17 protein-coding genes are annotated in these 16,669 nt (G+C 48.1%); 3 read left to right on the top strand and 14 right to left on the bottom strand.

The features are described 5' to 3' along the window. Positions 1-2 precede the first annotated feature (2 nt). The 7 genes from PN498_RS00750 to dnaK form a co-directional block, all read right to left on the bottom strand. Positions 3-1,595 (bottom strand): hypothetical protein, encoded by a 1,593-nt coding sequence (locus PN498_RS00750; RefSeq protein WP_272060756.1) that lies wholly within the window; start codon positions 1,593-1,595, stop codon positions 3-5. Beyond that, complete coding sequence (locus PN498_RS00745) at positions 1,585-2,553, bottom strand: glycosyltransferase family 2 protein (protein ID WP_272060755.1); 969 nt, start codon at positions 2,551-2,553, stop codon at positions 1,585-1,587. The genes PN498_RS00750 and PN498_RS00745 overlap by 11 nt, the downstream gene beginning before the upstream one ends. A 177-nt stretch (positions 2,554-2,730) precedes the next feature. Then, the gene (locus PN498_RS00740; RefSeq protein WP_272060754.1) at positions 2,731-3,231 is read right to left on the bottom strand and encodes a hypothetical protein; all 501 of its coding nucleotides are present in this window, start codon (positions 3,229-3,231) and stop codon (positions 2,731-2,733) included. 119 nt (positions 3,232-3,350) lie between these two features. After that, positions 3,351-4,484: a small ribosomal subunit biogenesis GTPase RsgA gene (gene rsgA, locus PN498_RS00735; RefSeq protein ID WP_272060753.1), complete on the bottom strand. Its 1,134-nt coding sequence runs from the start codon at positions 4,482-4,484 to the stop codon at positions 3,351-3,353. A 7-nt stretch (positions 4,485-4,491) separates the two neighbouring features. Further along, a complete protein-coding gene (locus tag PN498_RS00730) occupies positions 4,492-4,773 on the bottom strand; it encodes a sulfurtransferase TusA family protein (protein WP_272060752.1) in 282 nt (93 codons plus the stop codon). Then, entirely contained in the window at positions 4,770-5,900 is a 1,131-nt protein-coding gene (gene dnaJ / locus PN498_RS00725) for a molecular chaperone DnaJ (RefSeq protein WP_272060751.1), read from the bottom strand. Before dnaJ ends, PN498_RS00730 begins: the two co-directional genes overlap by 4 nt. 102 nt (positions 5,901-6,002) lie before the next feature. Beyond that, positions 6,003-8,003, bottom strand: coding sequence for a molecular chaperone DnaK (gene dnaK, locus PN498_RS00720; RefSeq protein ID WP_272060750.1), 2,001 nt, complete (start codon positions 8,001-8,003; stop codon positions 6,003-6,005). A gap of 368 nt (positions 8,004-8,371) precedes the next feature. On the opposite strand from dnaK, the gene PN498_RS00715 reads away from it, so the two are divergent. Continuing rightward, entirely contained in the window at positions 8,372-9,193 is an 822-nt protein-coding gene (locus PN498_RS00715) for an HAD-IIB family hydrolase (protein ID WP_272060749.1), read from the top strand. Between the two features lie 20 nt (positions 9,194-9,213). Here PN498_RS00715 and PN498_RS00710 read toward each other — a convergent pair whose 3' ends face one another. From PN498_RS00710 to PN498_RS00700, 3 genes are read right to left on the bottom strand one after another with little or no spacing between them, the layout of a single operon-like run. Continuing rightward, complete coding sequence (locus PN498_RS00710) at positions 9,214-10,731, bottom strand: hypothetical protein (protein WP_272060748.1); 1,518 nt, start codon at positions 10,729-10,731, stop codon at positions 9,214-9,216. Then, positions 10,721-11,164: a VOC family protein gene (locus tag PN498_RS00705; RefSeq protein WP_272060747.1), complete on the bottom strand. Its 444-nt coding sequence runs from the start codon at positions 11,162-11,164 to the stop codon at positions 10,721-10,723. Before PN498_RS00705 ends, PN498_RS00710 begins: the two co-directional genes overlap by 11 nt. Positions 11,165-11,175: 11 nt before the next feature. Then, the gene (locus PN498_RS00700) at positions 11,176-11,685 is read right to left on the bottom strand and encodes a TIGR02652 family protein (protein WP_272060746.1); all 510 of its coding nucleotides are present in this window, start codon (positions 11,683-11,685) and stop codon (positions 11,176-11,178) included. A 100-nt stretch (positions 11,686-11,785) separates the two neighbouring features. Between PN498_RS00700 and PN498_RS00695 the strand changes: the two genes are divergently transcribed. Next, on the top strand, positions 11,786-12,334 hold the full coding sequence (locus PN498_RS00695) for a gamma carbonic anhydrase family protein (RefSeq protein WP_272060745.1): 549 nt from the start codon (positions 11,786-11,788) through the stop codon (positions 12,332-12,334). A 94-nt stretch (positions 12,335-12,428) separates the two neighbouring features. Continuing rightward, positions 12,429-12,551 carry a photosystem II protein Y gene (locus PN498_RS00690; protein ID WP_272060744.1) on the top strand — a complete coding sequence of 41 codons (123 nt, stop codon included), beginning with the start codon at positions 12,429-12,431 and terminating at the stop codon, positions 12,549-12,551. Positions 12,552-12,873: 322 nt separating this feature from the next. On the opposite strand, the gene PN498_RS00685 is transcribed toward PN498_RS00690, so the two are convergent. The 4 genes from PN498_RS00685 to PN498_RS00670 form a co-directional block, all read right to left on the bottom strand. Next, a complete protein-coding gene (locus PN498_RS00685) occupies positions 12,874-13,593 on the bottom strand; it encodes a sugar transferase (RefSeq protein WP_442951393.1) in 720 nt (239 codons plus the stop codon). Positions 13,594-13,970: 377 nt separating this feature from the next. After that, entirely contained in the window at positions 13,971-14,465 is a 495-nt protein-coding gene (locus PN498_RS00680) for a hypothetical protein (protein WP_272060743.1), read from the bottom strand. 545 nt (positions 14,466-15,010) lie between these two features. Continuing rightward, positions 15,011-15,724: a pentapeptide repeat-containing protein gene (locus PN498_RS00675; protein ID WP_272060742.1), complete on the bottom strand. Its 714-nt coding sequence runs from the start codon at positions 15,722-15,724 to the stop codon at positions 15,011-15,013. 46 nt (positions 15,725-15,770) lie between these two features. Beyond that, positions 15,771-16,637 carry a haloacid dehalogenase-like hydrolase gene (locus PN498_RS00670; protein ID WP_272060741.1) on the bottom strand — a complete coding sequence of 289 codons (867 nt, stop codon included), beginning with the start codon at positions 16,635-16,637 and terminating at the stop codon, positions 15,771-15,773. Positions 16,638-16,669: the final 32 nt, after the last annotated feature.

The following is a 16,669-nucleotide window of genomic DNA, read 5'->3' as shown; positions in this document are numbered from 1 at the left end:
AACTAATAGGTTCGCTCAATCGTTAAAACTTGACCAGGATTTAAACGCTTGATTCGGTTTGTTAGGTCTATCCAGGGCTGCAATTGACTTTCTTGAAATACTCGACTGACTACAACATAAATAGACGTTTGATGGCCGCTAATGCCAATTGTTTCCACCGTATCCCATGTCTCTGCTTTCAATTCATCTGTAACATGCCATTGGCCGTCATGCCAATCTAGCTGCCGGAGAAATTGAACAGGAGCCTGTTGCTTTCCGGTAATAAGAACTTTCTGCAAAAGGCTGCGAACCAGATTCGGTGAAAATCGCCCCAAAGTCAGGTTAACGAATCGCAAAACGAGCAGCTTGAGTGGCGTCATTTGGGTCTGCTTAGCCCAACCTAAATGACCTCGAACCACAATTCGATTCTCATCTATTTCAAAGTCGTAGTTGCCAAGGAGATGGCCCACCGCATTTTTGTGCTTTTGACCTTGCTGAATTTGAGCTGAGATCTGAGTGTCAGATACCACTAACTCACCGGCTCGAAATAGCTTAAAGACGCCTCCTTTGTTAAGAGCAATGTACAGCTCTGTTTCCTGGCGGCGATCTACTAAGATGCCTGCTTGTTTGAGCCAAAATCGCTCTGTGGGTCTGGGTTGGGGGAGAGGGCGATCGCTCACAAAATCTTTCCATGCCAACCAATAATTCCAAACGTGATGCCCAACAATATGGTCGTCGGCATAGCAGGGTTGTTTTCCTTGCTCCAGGCCCTTGAGGAAGGCATCGTTAACGCTGAGTGCCTCTGGATACCACTGCCCCACTAATTCAAAACCATGGGGAAAGAAGTTGTAGGTATTGCGACTGCCGTATTCCCCACCAAAGGACCCGTCTGGATGAACAAATTGAGCAGCAAGATCGACTGCTTGGATCAAAATTTTCTTCAAATCGTCCCGAGGTTGCAGGCTGTGAAGTCTTGCCAAACAGGAGATTGTAAGAGTGTGATACCCCGGATCAAATCCTCCATATTCTTGGAACCAACCCTCATCGCTTTGCCAACTCAACAGCCGCGCTAGGCGTTCAGATTTTTGAGCTTCCCATTGGGTTGTCTGAAGTAGTTCTCCTAATAGATGTAGGCACAGTACAATCAGGGCCTCATGGTTTGCCAATTGTCCACTTTCACGGTGATTCGCTAGCCAGGTGGCTCGGGTTTCAAAGAAGGCTAAGAGCTTCTTGTCTTGTAGATTCAGCAGCTGATAGCTCTCTAGAAATGCATAGAGGGAAAAAGCAGCAGCACCGCTGGCTCGCTCAAAAGGGAAGTAATCATCGCAGGCACCGTCTTTGTGGGCACTTTTAGCCGCGTAATGGATGATGGCCTCAGTCCAGTCCTTGATTGCAGATTGCTGATGAAAGGGATTTTTGGGAAGGTCTAAACAATAAGCCAACGCTAGCGGCAACGCAAATTCCTGGGACATGCCGCTGGGAAAATCGATGATTTTGTATTGCCAAAAGTTGCGATCGCAGCAACCATATGTGGGGCTATGGGGGTTGCGATCTGTCAGGGTCAAGATTTTGGGGATCTCGGCTAGGGCAGACTGGGCAAATAAGTTACGACTCATGGGAATTAGAATTAGGCTGAGTCCAGTTGAGACGACGAAAGTGGAGTTGGTTCTCTTCTAAAATTTTGCGATTGACGGCCAGCAGGTCGGCAACAAGGCCCAGAATCCAAAGCTGAAAGCCCATTAGCATCAAGATGGCGCCCAGAATCAAGCTGGGAACGTGCGATCGCGGAGTGCCTGAAAAATACAGAATCAACCAGCGAATACCGATCAAAAAGCCCAAGCTAAACGGAACGGTTCCGGCATACAAAAAGAACCGTAGAGGGCGATAGGTCATGAAAATGCGAACGATGGTGAAGAGCGATCGCTGCACATACGCTGGAATACTTTTCACTAGCCGAGACGGTCGAAGATAGCCGTTGGTACGAATCGGTACGGACTCTACCTTCATTCCCCGTTGACCTGCTTGAATGATGGTTTCAAGAGTGTAGGTGTATTCGTTGAAGACATTGAACTTCAGTGCCGCTTCACGGCTGAATGCTCGAAAGCCACTAGGAGCATCCGGTATTTTAGTGTTGCTGGCTTTTCGGACAACCCAACTACCAAGGCCCTGCAACTGCTTCTTGATAGGAGAAAAATGCTGGATATCTTGGATCGGACGAGCACCGATCACCATATCGGCCTCTCCTTTCAAAATAGGCTCAATGAGTTTGGGAATATCGGCAGCACAGTACTGATTGTCGGCATCGGTATTGACAATGACGTCGGCCCCGGCTCGAACAGACGCCTCTATGCCTGCCATAAATGCTTTAGCGAGTCCCTGATTGTAGGGAAATTGAACAAGATGTTTGACCCCACAAGCACGAGCAACATCTACCGTGTGGTCGAAGCTGCCGTCATCAATAATGAGCCATTCTATCTGGTCAACTCCAGGAAGACTTTTGGGCAGTTCTGCCAGCGTCAAACCCAGCGTTGCTTCTTCGTTGTAACAGGGAATCTGGATGATTAGCTTAACCATTCAAACTATCACCGAGCTGGCCTACAGGAACCGACATTCTACAGAAGAGAGAACAAACCGTTCTCTATCGAAATGCTCTGTTCAGCATCTATCATCGCTTACTGTAGGTCATTCAGCGGCGATCGCGCAGAAATTAGTGGATCAAACCCCAAAATGCTGTGTGTCAATAGTCCCTAGTCAGTTAAGGCTAAAAGACTCCAAGAAGTTTGTTGAAGCTGCGTCGTCATTGTCGTCTTCTGGCATGACGACCAAGATTTGATAGAGGCGATTCTCCACGAGGTAAATGCGGGAATCAATCACTGCGGGTTCGCCAGCGTTGACGTCGGTGCTAATGACCAGCGATCGCCCAGGATTTCCCTCAAGGTCAATAGCCTCTTCACTGACCAATGTTCCGCCTAGGTTGTTGATAGCCCCGTCACGGCTGCTGTCGAGGAGTTGGTCAGGATCAGTCTGCTCCACAATCTCAGGTGGATAGTCTGAATAAGCTACAACATAGGCAGCGTCATCTTGTTCTGCCGTAAAGGTGTAAATCTCAATAGGACCAACCGGCGTATCTACTGATTGCTGCGTCTCCTCCAGTGGTGCAGGGGTTGAAATGCTGAACTGCCCTGCTTCAGAGGAAAAGTCCTCAGTTATGGCTTGATCCTGGTTGCAGGCGGTGACCAAAAGCGCAGTCATTATGAGAGAACCACCAATGAATTGTTTCATAATGCCTAGGGTTAATACATTAAATAGAGGACTTCAGGCAGAGGATGCTAAAGCGTTCTGAGTCATCAGAATCAGGATGTCAAAGTGCGTCAGAGGTCTGAATATAGGTCTTCTTCGTCAAGGGTATCCAAGTTTTTTAAATTGTCAGTCAATTCGTATCGCAAATCTTCCAAAGACTGCTTGCGGCTGCGACGAGAAACTCGACGGTGTTTTTTGAGCTGTAGCCGAGGTTCTCGTTGAACTTGACCCTCGTTCGTGATTTTGATTTTGAAGGCTTCGTCAGGATCGGCTGAGTCGTTGACTGACTGAGTTTGATTAATGCAGTCGTTCAGTAGTTCTAAATAGTCGGGATAGCGCTCCCAGTCATCTGAAACGGCACAGCCGGGTTCTCCCCGGTGCAGGCAGTCTGTGAATTGGCAGGCATTATGCTGGAGACGATCGCGAATCTCAGGAAAGCAGTTGCTCAAGGTTTCAGGCGCACAGATAATATCGGGTTGATTAAATCCAGGGGTATCTGCCAGCAGCCCTCCTCCAGGTAATTCAAATAGTTCAACATGTCGGGTAGTGTGCCGCCCTCGCCCGAGTTTGCCAGAAACAGCGCTAACGCGCAGTTCAGCTTTGGGAATCAAGGCATTGATCAGACTTGATTTACCGACTCCGGATGGACCTGAGACAACCGTAATCTTATCTTTCAAGGCTTTTGTCAGTATTGGCAGAGTGTCGTCCTGTCTAACGCTGATGATAACGGGAGCGTAGCCCCAGTCGGCTATGCGGGTCTGCCAAGAAGTCAAAGTTTCGGCACTGACCAGATCTCGTTTGTTGAGACACAGGCAGACGTCCAAACCTGTCAACTCTGCCTTGACCAGAAAGCGGGTGAGTTGGTGCACGTCTAGATTCGGTTCAGCCAGTGCGAAGATCAGCAAAATTTGATCAGCATTGGCAACCGGAGGGCGATCTAGCTGAGTCTTTCGAGGATCAACGGCAGCGATCGCAGCTCGCTGTCCTTCCCAGTCAGGTTCTTCGAGCTGAACGCGATCGCCCACCATGACCTGCTGTCCAACTTTCTTGAGGCGTGCTCGACGAGTGCATAGCAGCATCGAAACAGGGTACGGAATACCTGTCCACTCCTCCAACCGCACCCAGTAATAGTTAGCCTGAACGGAGACTACTGTGCCCCTCAAAGGGGCGTTCATGGGCAGTTCAACCGCAGAAGAAGAAGTCATAGAAGCATCATGACTGGGAATTTCGAACTTGTAAGGCATAGTAACTGCCTTGTTCAGTCAGTTGCTCAATGGAATAGCCATCCATCTTCAAACTATCCGGCACTTGTGCCACAGGTTCCCCTGCGTCAATCCAGACTTCAAGGAGTGCTCCCTCCACCATTTGCTGCAGCTGCAGCTTGGTCCGTACAAAGTTGATTGGGCAAGGTGTGCCGCGCAAATCTAAAACCTTGTCTGGTGATGCAGATGATGGAGAAGTGGGGTTGGCAGAGGTCGGGACAGATTCACTCATCCTCGGAATAACCCCCCTAAGAAACCCTCAATTCCCCCGCCTTTGCTGACGCGATCGCCCCGCATTTCCGCTAGCTTTTCCACAAGTTCACGTTCTTCTGGCTTCAATCGAGTTGGGATCTGAACTTGAACTGTAATCAAATGGTCGCCTCGACTGACCGGGTTGCCCAATTTAGGAACACCATGATTTTCCATAGTTAGTACCGTATTGGGCTGAGTTCCCGCAGGTACACCGAGGCTCACCTTCCCATCAACAGTATCAACCTCAATTTTGGCTCCCAGGATGGCCTGAAGGTAAGTGATTTTCAACTCCGAGAGGATATTAATGCCATCTCGACGGAACTGAGCATCTTCTTCTACGAAGAGATAGACGTAGAGATCGCCTGAGGTGCCGCCCCGCTGACCAGCGTCCCCTTCACCTGAGACACGCAGCCGAGTGCCGTTATCAACCCCAGCAGGAATGGTGATTTTCAGCTTCTTACTTTCCTGAAGATGACCGCTACCACCGCAGGTCTCGCAGCGATCTTCTACCATCTCACCGGTTCCATTACAGGTCGGACAAGTCGATACCTGAGCAAAGCTGCCAAATGGAGTGCGCGTAGTGCGGCGGACTTGTCCACTACCGCCACAGGTGCTACAGGTGACAGGACGAGTACCCGGTTTAGCACCGGAGCCATTGCAGGTGTTGCACGTTTCAAGATGGCTGATCTTGATCTCTTTCTCACCACCAAAGACGGCTTCTTTAAAGCCGAGCTTGAGATCTAACCGCAGATCGTCACCCCGTATGGGTCCACGACGGCGACCAGCTTGTCCTGCGGCCCCACCAAATCCACCAAAAAAGCTCTCGAAGATATCGGCAAAGCCCATATCGGCAAAGTCTTGGAAGCCCCCTGCCCCAGCAGCGGCTCCACCAACACCCGCTTCACCAAATCGATCATACCGAGCGCGCATCTCTGGCTCTGAAAGAATCTCATAGGCTCGGTTGATTTCCTTGAAAACCTCTTCAGCACCATCCTCTTTGTTCACATCAGGATGATATCTGCGAGCAAGGCGACGATAGGCTCGTTTTATCTCCTCTTGGTCGGCGCTGCGAGAAACACCAAGCACTTCATAGTAATCACGGGCCATAGGCGTCTGTTAGCAATGCTGAATTTACGTTACGGTACATTAATCCATTCTATGGGACGTCGCATCGGATGAGTAAACAACCCACTTATAAATCGTCTAGATTTAATCAATCGCTTCATAGTCAGCCGTGATTGTAACGTCGAGCGTGCCGTCTTCATCACTACTGGTACTGCTGGCGTCAGCAACACTGTTAGCGTCAGCCAAGGCATCTTCTAAGGATTGATCTTTAGTCTCCGACATTTGCTCGGTAGGCATTTCAACGTTGAAGTCAACTCCTTCTTCGTCAAGCTCAGATTGGTCATATATCGTTGAAGTCATCTTGAAGAAGGCTTGCTGGAATTCCTCAATGGCGCGACGCAGTTTATCTGGGGTAATCGCCTTGTCTTGCATGGCGGCGCGAAGTTCAACAGCTTTTTCTTCAGCGATCGCCCGCAGGGTGTCATCAATGCTCAAATCACTGGTGTCACGCAGGGCTGCCTCATAGCTGTAAAGCAGGTTATCAGCCTGATTGACCAGATCTGCAACCTGTCTGCGCCGTTCGTCCTCATCGGCATAGTTCTCAGCATCCAGGCGCATCTTTTGGACTTCATCCTGGCTAAGACCCCCCGTATTCGTAATGCGAATACTCTGCGCTCTGCCCGTTCCCTTATCTCGGGCGGCTACCTGCAAAATACCATCAGCGTCGATTTCGAAAGACACTTCAATTTGAGGGATACCTCTAGGGGCTGGTGGAATACCGGTGAGCTGAAACTTACCCAGACTTTTGTTGTCCTTGGCCATTGCTCGCTCGCCCTGAAGCACATGAACTTCAACAGAGGTTTGACCATCAGTTGCTGTTGAAAAGACTTGCGTTTTGCTAGTTGGGATAGTCGTGTTACGCTCGATAATCTTTGTGAATACTTCCCCTAGGGTTTCAATGCCTAAGGACAAAGGCGTGACATCCAGCAGTAACAGATCTTTGACTTCTCCACCTAAAACGCCTGCCTGGATTGAAGCCCCTAATGCCACTGCTTCGTCTGGATTAACCGAGCGATCAGGTGCTTTGCCGCCAAAAAATTCGGAGATGGCCGCTTGAACAGCCGGGATTCGGGTAGAGCCTCCTACAAGCAGAATTTTGTCAATTTCTTCAGGCGAAAGCTCCGCATCTTTGATGGCCTGCTGTACCGGCTCTAGAGTGCCTTCGATGAGTGTCTTAGCCTGCTGCTCAAATTGGGCACGGCTGAGACTCATTTCCAGATGCTTCGGTCCTGTCTCATCAGCCGTAATAAACGGTAAGTTGATGGACGTTGTTTGCATCGTAGACAACTCAATTTTGGCCTTTTCAGCCGCTTCGCGGATGCGCTGAAGTGCCATACGATCAGCAGAGAGATCAATGCCTTCTTGTTCGCGAAAAATTTCAATCATCCATTGGGCAATACTGTTGTCAAAATCATCACCGCCCAAGTGATTGTTTCCCGATGTCGCTTTAACCTCAAAGACCCCGTCTCCTAGTTGCAATACGGAGACGTCAAAAGTCCCTCCGCCTAAGTCAAATACGAGAATCGTCTGATCCTGATCTTGCTTATCTAATCCATAAGCCAAGGCTGCTGCGGTTGGCTCGTTGATGATACGTAAGACTTCGAGGCCTGCGATCGTGCCAGCGTCTTTTGTGGCCTGCCGTTGAGCGTCTGTAAAGTAGGCAGGTACCGTAATAACAGCTTGAGTTACCTCTTCACCGAGATAAGCTTCCGCGTCCTGCTTCAATTTCTGCAAGATCATGGCAGAAATCTCTTGGGGCGTATAGGCTTTGCCCCGGACTTCAACATCGACGGTACTATCTCTTCCTGATATACATACGTAGGGAACTCGGGATCGTTCGTCCTCAGTATCGTCCCACCGTCGTCCGATGAATCGTTTGATGCTGTAGACCGTATTTTCCGCGTTTGTTACTGCTTGTCGCTTAGCAAGTTGTCCAACTAGGCGCTCTGCATTCTTGCCGAAACCAACAATACTGGGAGTTGTCCGTCCTCCCTCAACATTAGTGATTACAATCGGCTGACCACCCTCTAGAACGGCCACACAGCTATTAGTAGTTCCGAGGTCTATTCCGATTACTTTACCCATAACTCGCAGCTTCTAACGATTCGGATGAACATCTGGGAGCACTTGCGCAACTCAACGTTAGCTTATCTTCGAGAAAATCACCTAATTATTAGAAATTCCCGCTTAACTACTCCTTGATGTTCAGGGTTCCCAACTAGTTACCTTAGCCTCAACTCTCTGCAAATATTTTTCTACAACGATGCGTAGTCAAGAAGATCTAGCTTCAGTCATTTAGGCCAATACACCGGTGCTTAGCGTGTAGCCGGCTGGCTCGTCGCCTCGTCTTAACGGCACTGGCGATGGCTATAGAAATCAAACATGAGGAGATATAAGGCTGAAGGAAGGCTCTTTGTAAGAGAATAAAAGGGCTGCTGGGAAGGATACCTGGAATGGCTGCACTCATTCTCTTTACGGACTTGGATGGAACGCTACTGCATCCTCAAAGTTATGACTACGATGCTGCACTGCCGGTAATTGAGCGGATGAAGCAACGGGGAATTCCTGTGATTCCTGTGACCAGTAAGACTAGAGCCGAGGTTGAGACCTTAATTCAGCAAATCGGGTTAACTGATCCATTTGTGGTGGAGAACGGCAGCGCGATCTATATTCCCCGTGATACCTGTCCCTATCCGCTACCAGAAGGGGATGACGATGGTCCGTATCGAGTGGTGCCGTTGGGCGTGAGCTACGTCATGGCTCGGGCAGGATTGAAGGCGATCGCCCAAGACCTTGGACGACCACTTAAGGGATTTGGCGATCTCTCTATCGAACAAGTTCAGCAGCTGACCGGCTTGAACCCAGAAGCTGCTCATGAGGCAAAGATGAGAGAGTTCACCGAGCCTTTTTTGACGCCTAAAAATACAGCTTCAGAAACGTTGGTGGCGGCTGCGCAGGGTATGGGATTCAACGTTGTGGTGGGCGATCGCTTCTCTCATCTAATTGGTGCTGAAGCGGGAAAAGGCATTGCAGTTCACACATTAGTAACGCTGTATGAACCTATTTTGGCTGATGGGGGACCGCTTGTGTCTATCGGATTGGGTAACAGTCCTAACGATCTTGACATGTTGGAAAACGTAGACCGAGCGATCGTTCTGCCAGGAGAAGCTGGGCCCCACCCGAGGCTGGCAGAACGAGGCTGGCAAATAGCTCCCGATCTGGCTCCAAAGGGCTGGGCGATCGCTGTTACGGGTGTTTTGGACGCGATAGCTTGAGGCTGTTTGCTTGATATGCCTTATCGAGTTTTCAATTCCAGATGGGGGTGATGAAGCCGTAGAGCGTCTCGCAATGCCTGTAGCGTAACGGTTGAGCGCTGACGTTCTTGCAAATCGAGTTGGATAGTTTGAGCGATCGTCTGAATGTCTCCGCCTGTGAGGGGGAGCTGTTCGGCAAGCTCAGACCAACTAAGCCGTTGAGTGTTGAACTCAGGTGCAAATGACTGCGCCCACAACCGACAACGCCCTTTTTTATCAGGGCGTGGAAAGTGCAAGATACCATCAAATGACTGCCGCCAACTGGGACGTACCGTTTCTAGGCTTTTGACAGACACCAAGGTTAAACCGAACTGTTTGCGCCATTGCCACCACTGATGCAGCCAACTTTGGTCAACCTGCGAGTTCCGACCAAACCAGTGTTTTCCTTGTTTGATCAATAGCAGGCTGGAGTTTTCGTTGGGCGAATCAGTTAAGACGCCAGGGTATTGTTCGGGTGATAGGGTTGCCAAATCTACGCAGGTTAGCGCCTGGTTGATTTGCGAAGCGATCGCTGCGGCAGCAGTTGTTTTACCCGTGCCTGTATCGCCTACTAACAAAACAATTAGGCCCATCATTGGACCCTGCTGACGCTGTACAGTTTGACGACCGAGGTGCTGTAGCTGATGGATAAGCTTCTTGGGGAGCACAAGCGTTTCCCAACTCACTTCGACTTGGGAAGACAGGGTTGGGTTTTGGGGTTGACCAGAAGACTCCTCTTCCAAAGGTAATTCCGAACTGGTGGCTGACGCTTGCTCAGCTGTCGAGGTCAGAATGCTATCTGATATAAATACGTTGTCTTCGATGCCCGTCTCTGCCAAAAGACTGCTTAATACTTTTTCACTGGGATGATCTGACAATAAAAAGCGAGCTAACGGATCGCTTACCCTAACCTGCTGACTCAACAACGTGCCGTCTTCATCGCCGATCCACTCAACCAGTCCTCGATGAGCTAGAGAGTGAGTCGCAGTTAATTTTGCTCGTGTTTGCTGCCAATCATTGTCGTTGCGACAAAGAATGCGAAGACAGAGATCGACGGTAGGCAAATCTGCCAATGCTCCCTCTTCTTCTTGTAAGTAATCGTAAAGGCGACCGTAACGACGATTGATTTCGGGTGCGATCGCCATCAACACAATATTTTTCTCAACTTCGGATAAACCCAAGCGATCTCGCAGTAGGGGCAACGCTAGGATTATCTTTGCTTCGTAGCTTGCTTGAATTCGTGCTTCTAATTGTTGACTGTAGCTGGCAGTGGGTACGGATTTCGCTGGGGACTTAGGGGGTGGGCCTTCTCGGTCGTCAATGCCTCTGCTGACAGAGATAATGCCCTTCCACCAGTGACTCGTAATTTTATCTGCTGAATTGTTGGCAACTTGATGAATAGTTTTATCGTCTTGACGTTTACGAGACACTGCCATCATTAGGACGCGATCGAGCCAGCGCAGCTCTACTTTCAGATATTCCCAATTGTTCTTGAAAGGCTTTGCCCCGCTACTGCTCATGTTTCATCATCCGCAAAAACTCCAAAGGTAAACCGTCTGCATCTGCAACAAACGCAACCTCATAGACAGAGGTCCCAATCATTTGCTGTGTTGGAGGCAGCAAAATCTTGAGCGGTGTAACACCGTCAGGAGTGTTCTCGTGAGCTTCCGCAAAACGTGTTTCCAGCGATTCTAACCAATCCGGCAAACTATCGGTGACTTCTGTTAAATCAAAAGACAGATGGTAATAGCCAGTGTAATGTTCATCATGAAAACAGTCTGGCGTTGCCTTTGGCTCTGGAATTTGCAACAGTTCAATGCGTCCCGTCAGTCCCGTCATCCAGCAGGCCAAAGTGATGCCAGCGGTAAACTGCTCTTCCATTTCAAAGCCTAGTAGCTGATAGAAGGTGATAGCTCGGTGAATATCAGCTGTACGGATAGACGCATGGTGCATTGCGATCGCAATTATTCAAACAATCGAAAATATGGATAACGGACAGGTACACCCGGCTCTTTCTCAAGATTGAAGTTGATTACGTTCCAACAGGGTTCCTCATCCGCTGAAGGACTAAACTCTACCGGCAGGCCATAAAGTCTGGGGGATCCCCCTTCGCTATTTCCTCGCCAAGGAGCACTGCGTTCTAAATAGGCCTTCACAAGATCCTGGTAGCGTTGAGCGATGATCACCCGCGTTGCCCGAAAGCCTTGAGTATATAAACGGTCTAATGCTTCATGAATCTCGAAGCGAATACCGTCTGGATGGGTGTGCTGACGATACCATTCGCCTTCCCACTGGCGCCAGTGACGCCCCGACTGCAAGTGTACAAGTTCCTTGCTGGTGGGATCTGCCTCAAAAGCTCCATGTCGGGGACACAGATAAGTATCCGTCAGGGTCAACGCCGGAATCGTTTGACGGCAGTGAGGACACCTGATGTCTGGGCCAAAAATAGGGTGTTGTAGGGCTGGGTTAACCATTGAGCGATAGCCGATGGATGCAGTCCGACGGGTTCCGGTAGCCGTATTATAGCGGGGGGAACAGCCCGATTTATGTTCATTCTGTATGAAGTTCTTAGTGATGACTAACTTTCAGACCCCGATTTTGTCTCCTGGGGGAAATTTTTGGGATTCTCCCGACGTATCTCAGGCCGCTTTTGTTGCTCCGGGGGCAACTGTAATGGGGGAAGTCACCCTAGCTGAAGGCTGTAGTGTTTGGTATGGAGCAGTCTTACGAGCCGATGTGGAATCTATTCAGATTGGTGCCTATAGCAATATTCAGGATGGGGCAATCTTGCATGGTGACCCAGGCCAACCCACAGTTTTAGAGGCGTATGTCACGGTGGGGCATCGAGCGGTTATTCACGGTGCCCATATTGAAGAGGGCTGCTTGATAGGGATTGGGGCGATCGTGCTAAATGGAGTGCGGATTGGAGCAGGCAGCATTGTTGGGGCAGGCGCACTAGTTACGAAAGATGTGCCGTCGCGATCGCTCGTTGTGGGTCTTCCTGCCAAGCTCATGCGAGCAGTCTCGGAAGAGGAGGCCGCTGACCTGATTGACCACGCTAAAAAATATCACCAGCTTGCGATCGTCCATGCAGGACAAGGGACCTCTTTGGGATTCAGATAATTTTCTTGGATTTGAGAAGAAATATGAAACAGGTTTCGAAAAATTATGAGAGAATTATCACAAACTATTAAACAGGCTTTTAGGAGATATGGTCATGGATTGGAGAATCGTGGTTGTGTTGGCTCCAGTTGCACTGGCTGCAAGTTGGGCTGTTTTCAACATTGGTAGAGCTGCGTTGGGTCAACTCCAGACTTTCTTAGACAGTCGGGAAGCTTAGGCTACCAAGCTAAACCAATAGAACACAATAGAGAGCTTGCAGATGAACCTTTTCTGCAAGCTCTTTCTATTGACACAAAACGGCTACTGCGAGAGCTGCGGGTGAAGGATGATGGCCATCTGTCTTGGTCTAACAGAATTGGTGATAGCTATTAAGGTTCTTGTTTCCCTTGAAGTTAGGCAGCGACAGGCATCCATCATCAAAGCTTATTCAGAGAAAAAAAACGGAGTCAGGCGACCAAACCTGCTCCGTTTTCAACTTGGAGTTGAAGATGAAATTTTTGTGGATCTAGACAGCTCTAATCTTCCTAGTGCTGAGTACTCTAACAAGCGCCTCGACGCTGTAGAACAGCTAGAACTGTTTTTAGAATGAGCCTAATGTCGTAGAGTGCTGACCACCGCTCCTGATATTGAAGATCCATGCTGACGACATTCTCAAAGTTATCTATGGAGGAACGACCGCGCACTTGCCATTCACCAGTAATGCCTGGTTTAACCTCTAACCGTTGCCAATGATGAGGCTCGTATCTCATAACCTCATCAATGGTGGGTGGCCTTGTCCCCACCAAGCTCATATTGCCGACAAGAACGTTCCAGAACTGAGGAAATTCATCAAGACTTGTCTTCCGTAAAAAAGAACCAATGCGAGTAACTCTCGGATCATTTTTATTCTTAAAAATTAGCCCCTGAGCTTCGTTACTAACCAGGTGCTTAAGGGCATCCGCGTTGACTACCATAGAGCGAAACTTCCAAATTCGGAACGTTTTTCCTCGATAGCCGCATCGCACTTGACTGTAAAAAATAGGACCGGGGTCGTCAATTTGAATATTGATAGCAATCGGGATAAACAAAATAGCGGTAATCAGTAATCCGATCAGTGCACCAACAATATCAATACAGCGTTTAAGAATACTTCTTACCGAAGGATGGCCTGATTCCATGCTCGGTAAATGGCAGAATAATGGGTCACTAACGATTTGCGGCGCTGCGGTCGGCAGGGCAACATCCATGGCAGCGGTAGACTGACTCTGAATCCTGATCACAGGAAAGTTGACTCCTAGATTGGTCCTTCTGATTTACATAGAATATGGGCAACAACGATTTACGTGGAAGTCCGGATGACAGTATTCACCAAAACTTCATCGAGGTTTTTGATCCCGATAAAGATCAATGACTTAAACCCTTGAACAATGCCTACGCAAGGGTTTTGAGCGAACGTTGAGAGCTTATAAAAAGCTCGAATTTCACCCTTTATAGACTTGACATTAATACCCTTTGGTTCCGAAGAAAAGCTACTAATTCATTGAAATATCAAACAATGTATTGAGATATCAAATTTACTTCATTGAAATAACAAGATAGGGTGATACATATCGTTCAAGATTTTTGCTTGATTGACTCACTGACCAATATTGATGAGTCAGTGATTGCTTTGTAAGCGCGTCCAATACTGTTGGAGTGACCAAACGCCACCCACACAGGCAGCACCGACCCAGGCAAAACGACCACTTTGGAGATGCCCTGTGAGCAGAAGGAATCCCCCCGAGATCACTAAAACAAGCGTGAATCCCCCTGAGATCACTAGCATTGCCCGGATCGTTTGAGTCGTGATTAGAATTTGGGCCGCTAAATCGTCGCTCGCAGAGATTTGGATGTTAGCTTTTAAGGCTGCTTGAAGGGACTGATATTTCGCCAAGTCAACTTGGTAATAGGTCCCCAGGTCAGGATCCCTCAAACTGCTCACGGAATAAAGGCCCAACTGTTTGGCATGAGCGATCGCGCTACTGACCTGACGCTTAGTCGCCAAAGACTGAAAAGCCTCGAATATAGACTCTCGATAGACCCCCGTTTTAGCCATATCCAAAATACGCTGACTGAGTTCTGTTTCAGAAAGTCGGGGAGCAATCTCAGGCATGTCTTTTAGGTTGGTACATTCCAATATTGAGTAATGTCGAGGCAGCTTATTCAACGACTAAGGCCATGACGCTCAGAAAAGATGATTGAACGCCAATGTTCGCTTTAATGGTAATTTTGTACTGCAAGAAGTGAGGCTCTGTCAAGTTTTATCAGTAAGCAAACCCCTGCTCTGAAGTAAGAACAGGGGTATTAGGAATGTAAGTTTAGCCTCTAAATTCCATTGTATGAAACCCTCTATCTCAACAAAGCTTATAAGCATGAAGCTGTTTTACAACAGTCGTAAAAGATAGCAACGCTTAGTCAGTGATTGTGACAATTCTGAGTCGTGCTCTGCTGCAGGTAGGTATGACTTATGGTTTGGAGGATAAGGTGCGATCGCATAGCTTATGTGGGCAGTGGACGGAACTAGCAACGGCTATGGAACGGGAACTTATTTAAGTATCAACTTTGAGCTTTGGATTCGCCGATGACTCAATCATTCAAAACTCAAAACTGAGAACTTAAAATTTATTCATTCCTATAAAACTATGGATACTCATTTGGTTAAGCTGCTTTGTCTAATTTTGGGGCAAAACTTTTCAGGTCGAGATTAGGCGTCCAATAGCTGCCATCGGGAAGGCGTGTCTTTCTGCTGAATCGAGCACAACTGAAGTCAGCGTCTTTGAGGTTGGCGGAATATAAATCCGCATCCTCCAAGTTAGCTTCTACTAAATCTGCATCCTCCAAGTTAGCAGCAACTAGATTTGCTTTAGTTAGATTTGCTCTCCGAAGGTTAGCGTCTTGCAGATTTGCCTTGGTTAGCAAAGCTTCTGATAGATTTGCTTCAAACAAGTCTGTCTCTGAAAAATCACATTCGGTTAAATTCACTCGCTCTAAGTCGATCTCGTATAGCCATGCCCTTGTCAGCAGATTTTGCTGATTCATGCGATCAATGACTTTTTGGCGTTTCTCTACGCTGTAGGATCTTCTCAACTGATTGACAAAATGCTCCTTGCGGCGCATCTGCGCTTGATCAAGACGGCTAGCCTCATCTCGCTGTTGATAAATAACCAGTTCAACTAGCAGAATAGTGACAGCAGCCCCCAACATTTCTGTGCCAACATCTTGCAACCAATTTGCCCACCAGCGTAAAGCATTGGTCGTTGTACTCATCGAAAACGACCAATAGCCTGATAATCCTCCAATGATTGCCAAGGTTAGGGCAATGCTGAGACCTAGAATGCGTAAACGGCTACGGGGACTTTGATAATTATTCACTCAGTACCTCACACATTCATTCTCGTAGAGTGGCAACCATTCGCCGTTATTCATGGTGACTCAGTTGATAAATCTGAATCTTTTTACACATACTCTCTACGGCTAACGTTAGAGACCTCATCAACTCTGAACCTTCTTGGTAGTCAGCAGGTGCCAAATTAATGACCCGCTGATTCTGACTAGGCTGATAGTGTTTAGCCCATTCTTCAGGGCTACTGTTTCGGTAAACCCCGATCGCCATACCTCCTTCCTGATTCAGCATGGCAAAGCAAGGAATGTCGGAGGTCCCATCACCTACATAAATAATTTGATCAAGAGGAATTGTGAGTTCTTCTGGAGGAACATCTTTGTAGACAAAGAGTAAGTCTTCGTCGTCGCTGTAGTTAATTCCTCGCGACAGATAGTATAGGTATCGAGGTTTTTCGGGGTGGCTGAGCGATCGCTTCAAGAACTCAATTTCACCCGATTCTGAGTAGTGAAACTCACATCCCCACATTGCCTTAAAGAACTTAGCAATGCTGGTTTGCCGAGCAACTTCTACAAAACCACTGGTAATCAGATAAAACTCAATACTGATTTCGGGAGCAATTTCATTGACCCGCTGCTGGAGTCGAGTAAACATATCTGAAACGCCTTCAAACGGCTGTAAAGATTTCCCAAACTCCATTAGCGTTGATCGAGTAATTCGTTTTTCAGGCGGCTGAGCTTTAGAGTATTCGATCAAACTGTAGAAGCGGGCTGGAATGGCATCCCAACCCGCTTGTTTCCGGGATTCATATTTAGCTTTACGAAACTCAGCAGGATCTAATCCTAAAAACGAAAGAAAGTGGTCAAAACTATCAGGAACAAGAGTGTCATCAAAATCGAAAACAACCGCAATCTTTTGGGCTGCAGGATGAGTCGCTTTAGGCATTCACTTGCTCCGGCTAAGAATAACAGAGATAA

The organism is Oscillatoria sp. CS-180 (assembly GCF_028330965.1).
Taxonomy (GTDB): Bacteria; Cyanobacteriota; Cyanobacteriia; order Phormidesmidales; family Phormidesmidaceae; genus Halomicronema.
This window is presented reverse-complemented; position numbering and strand designations above follow the sequence as displayed.

Coding starts and splice junctions, on each gene's coding strand:
- PN498_RS00700 (WP_272060746.1), bottom strand. CDS start 11,685: ATGGTTAACCCAGCCCTACAACACCCTATTTTTGGCCCAGACATCAGG.
- PN498_RS00740 (WP_272060754.1), bottom strand. CDS start 3,231: ATGACTGCGCTTTTGGTCACCGCCTGCAACCAGGATCAAGCCATAACT.
- PN498_RS00745 (WP_272060755.1), bottom strand. CDS start 2,553: ATGGTTAAGCTAATCATCCAGATTCCCTGTTACAACGAAGAAGCAACG.
- PN498_RS00695 (WP_272060745.1), top strand. CDS start 11,786: ATGACTAACTTTCAGACCCCGATTTTGTCTCCTGGGGGAAATTTTTGG.
- PN498_RS00710 (WP_272060748.1), bottom strand. CDS start 10,731: ATGAGCAGTAGCGGGGCAAAGCCTTTCAAGAACAATTGGGAATATCTG.
- dnaJ (WP_272060751.1), bottom strand. CDS start 5,900: ATGGCCCGTGATTACTATGAAGTGCTTGGTGTTTCTCGCAGCGCCGAC.
- PN498_RS00680 (WP_272060743.1), bottom strand. CDS start 14,465: ATGCCTGAGATTGCTCCCCGACTTTCTGAAACAGAACTCAGTCAGCGT.
- PN498_RS00705 (WP_272060747.1), bottom strand. CDS start 11,164: ATGCACCATGCGTCTATCCGTACAGCTGATATTCACCGAGCTATCACC.
- rsgA (WP_272060753.1), bottom strand. CDS start 4,484: ATGACTTCTTCTTCTGCGGTTGAACTGCCCATGAACGCCCCTTTGAGG.
- PN498_RS00715 (WP_272060749.1), top strand. CDS start 8,372: ATGGCTGCACTCATTCTCTTTACGGACTTGGATGGAACGCTACTGCAT.
- dnaK (WP_272060750.1), bottom strand. CDS start 8,003: ATGGGTAAAGTAATCGGAATAGACCTCGGAACTACTAATAGCTGTGTG.
- PN498_RS00690 (WP_272060744.1), top strand. CDS start 12,429: ATGGATTGGAGAATCGTGGTTGTGTTGGCTCCAGTTGCACTGGCTGCA.
- PN498_RS00670 (WP_272060741.1), bottom strand. CDS start 16,637: ATGCCTAAAGCGACTCATCCTGCAGCCCAAAAGATTGCGGTTGTTTTC.
- PN498_RS00730 (WP_272060752.1), bottom strand. CDS start 4,773: ATGAGTGAATCTGTCCCGACCTCTGCCAACCCCACTTCTCCATCATCT.
- PN498_RS00750 (WP_272060756.1), bottom strand. CDS start 1,595: ATGAGTCGTAACTTATTTGCCCAGTCTGCCCTAGCCGAGATCCCCAAA.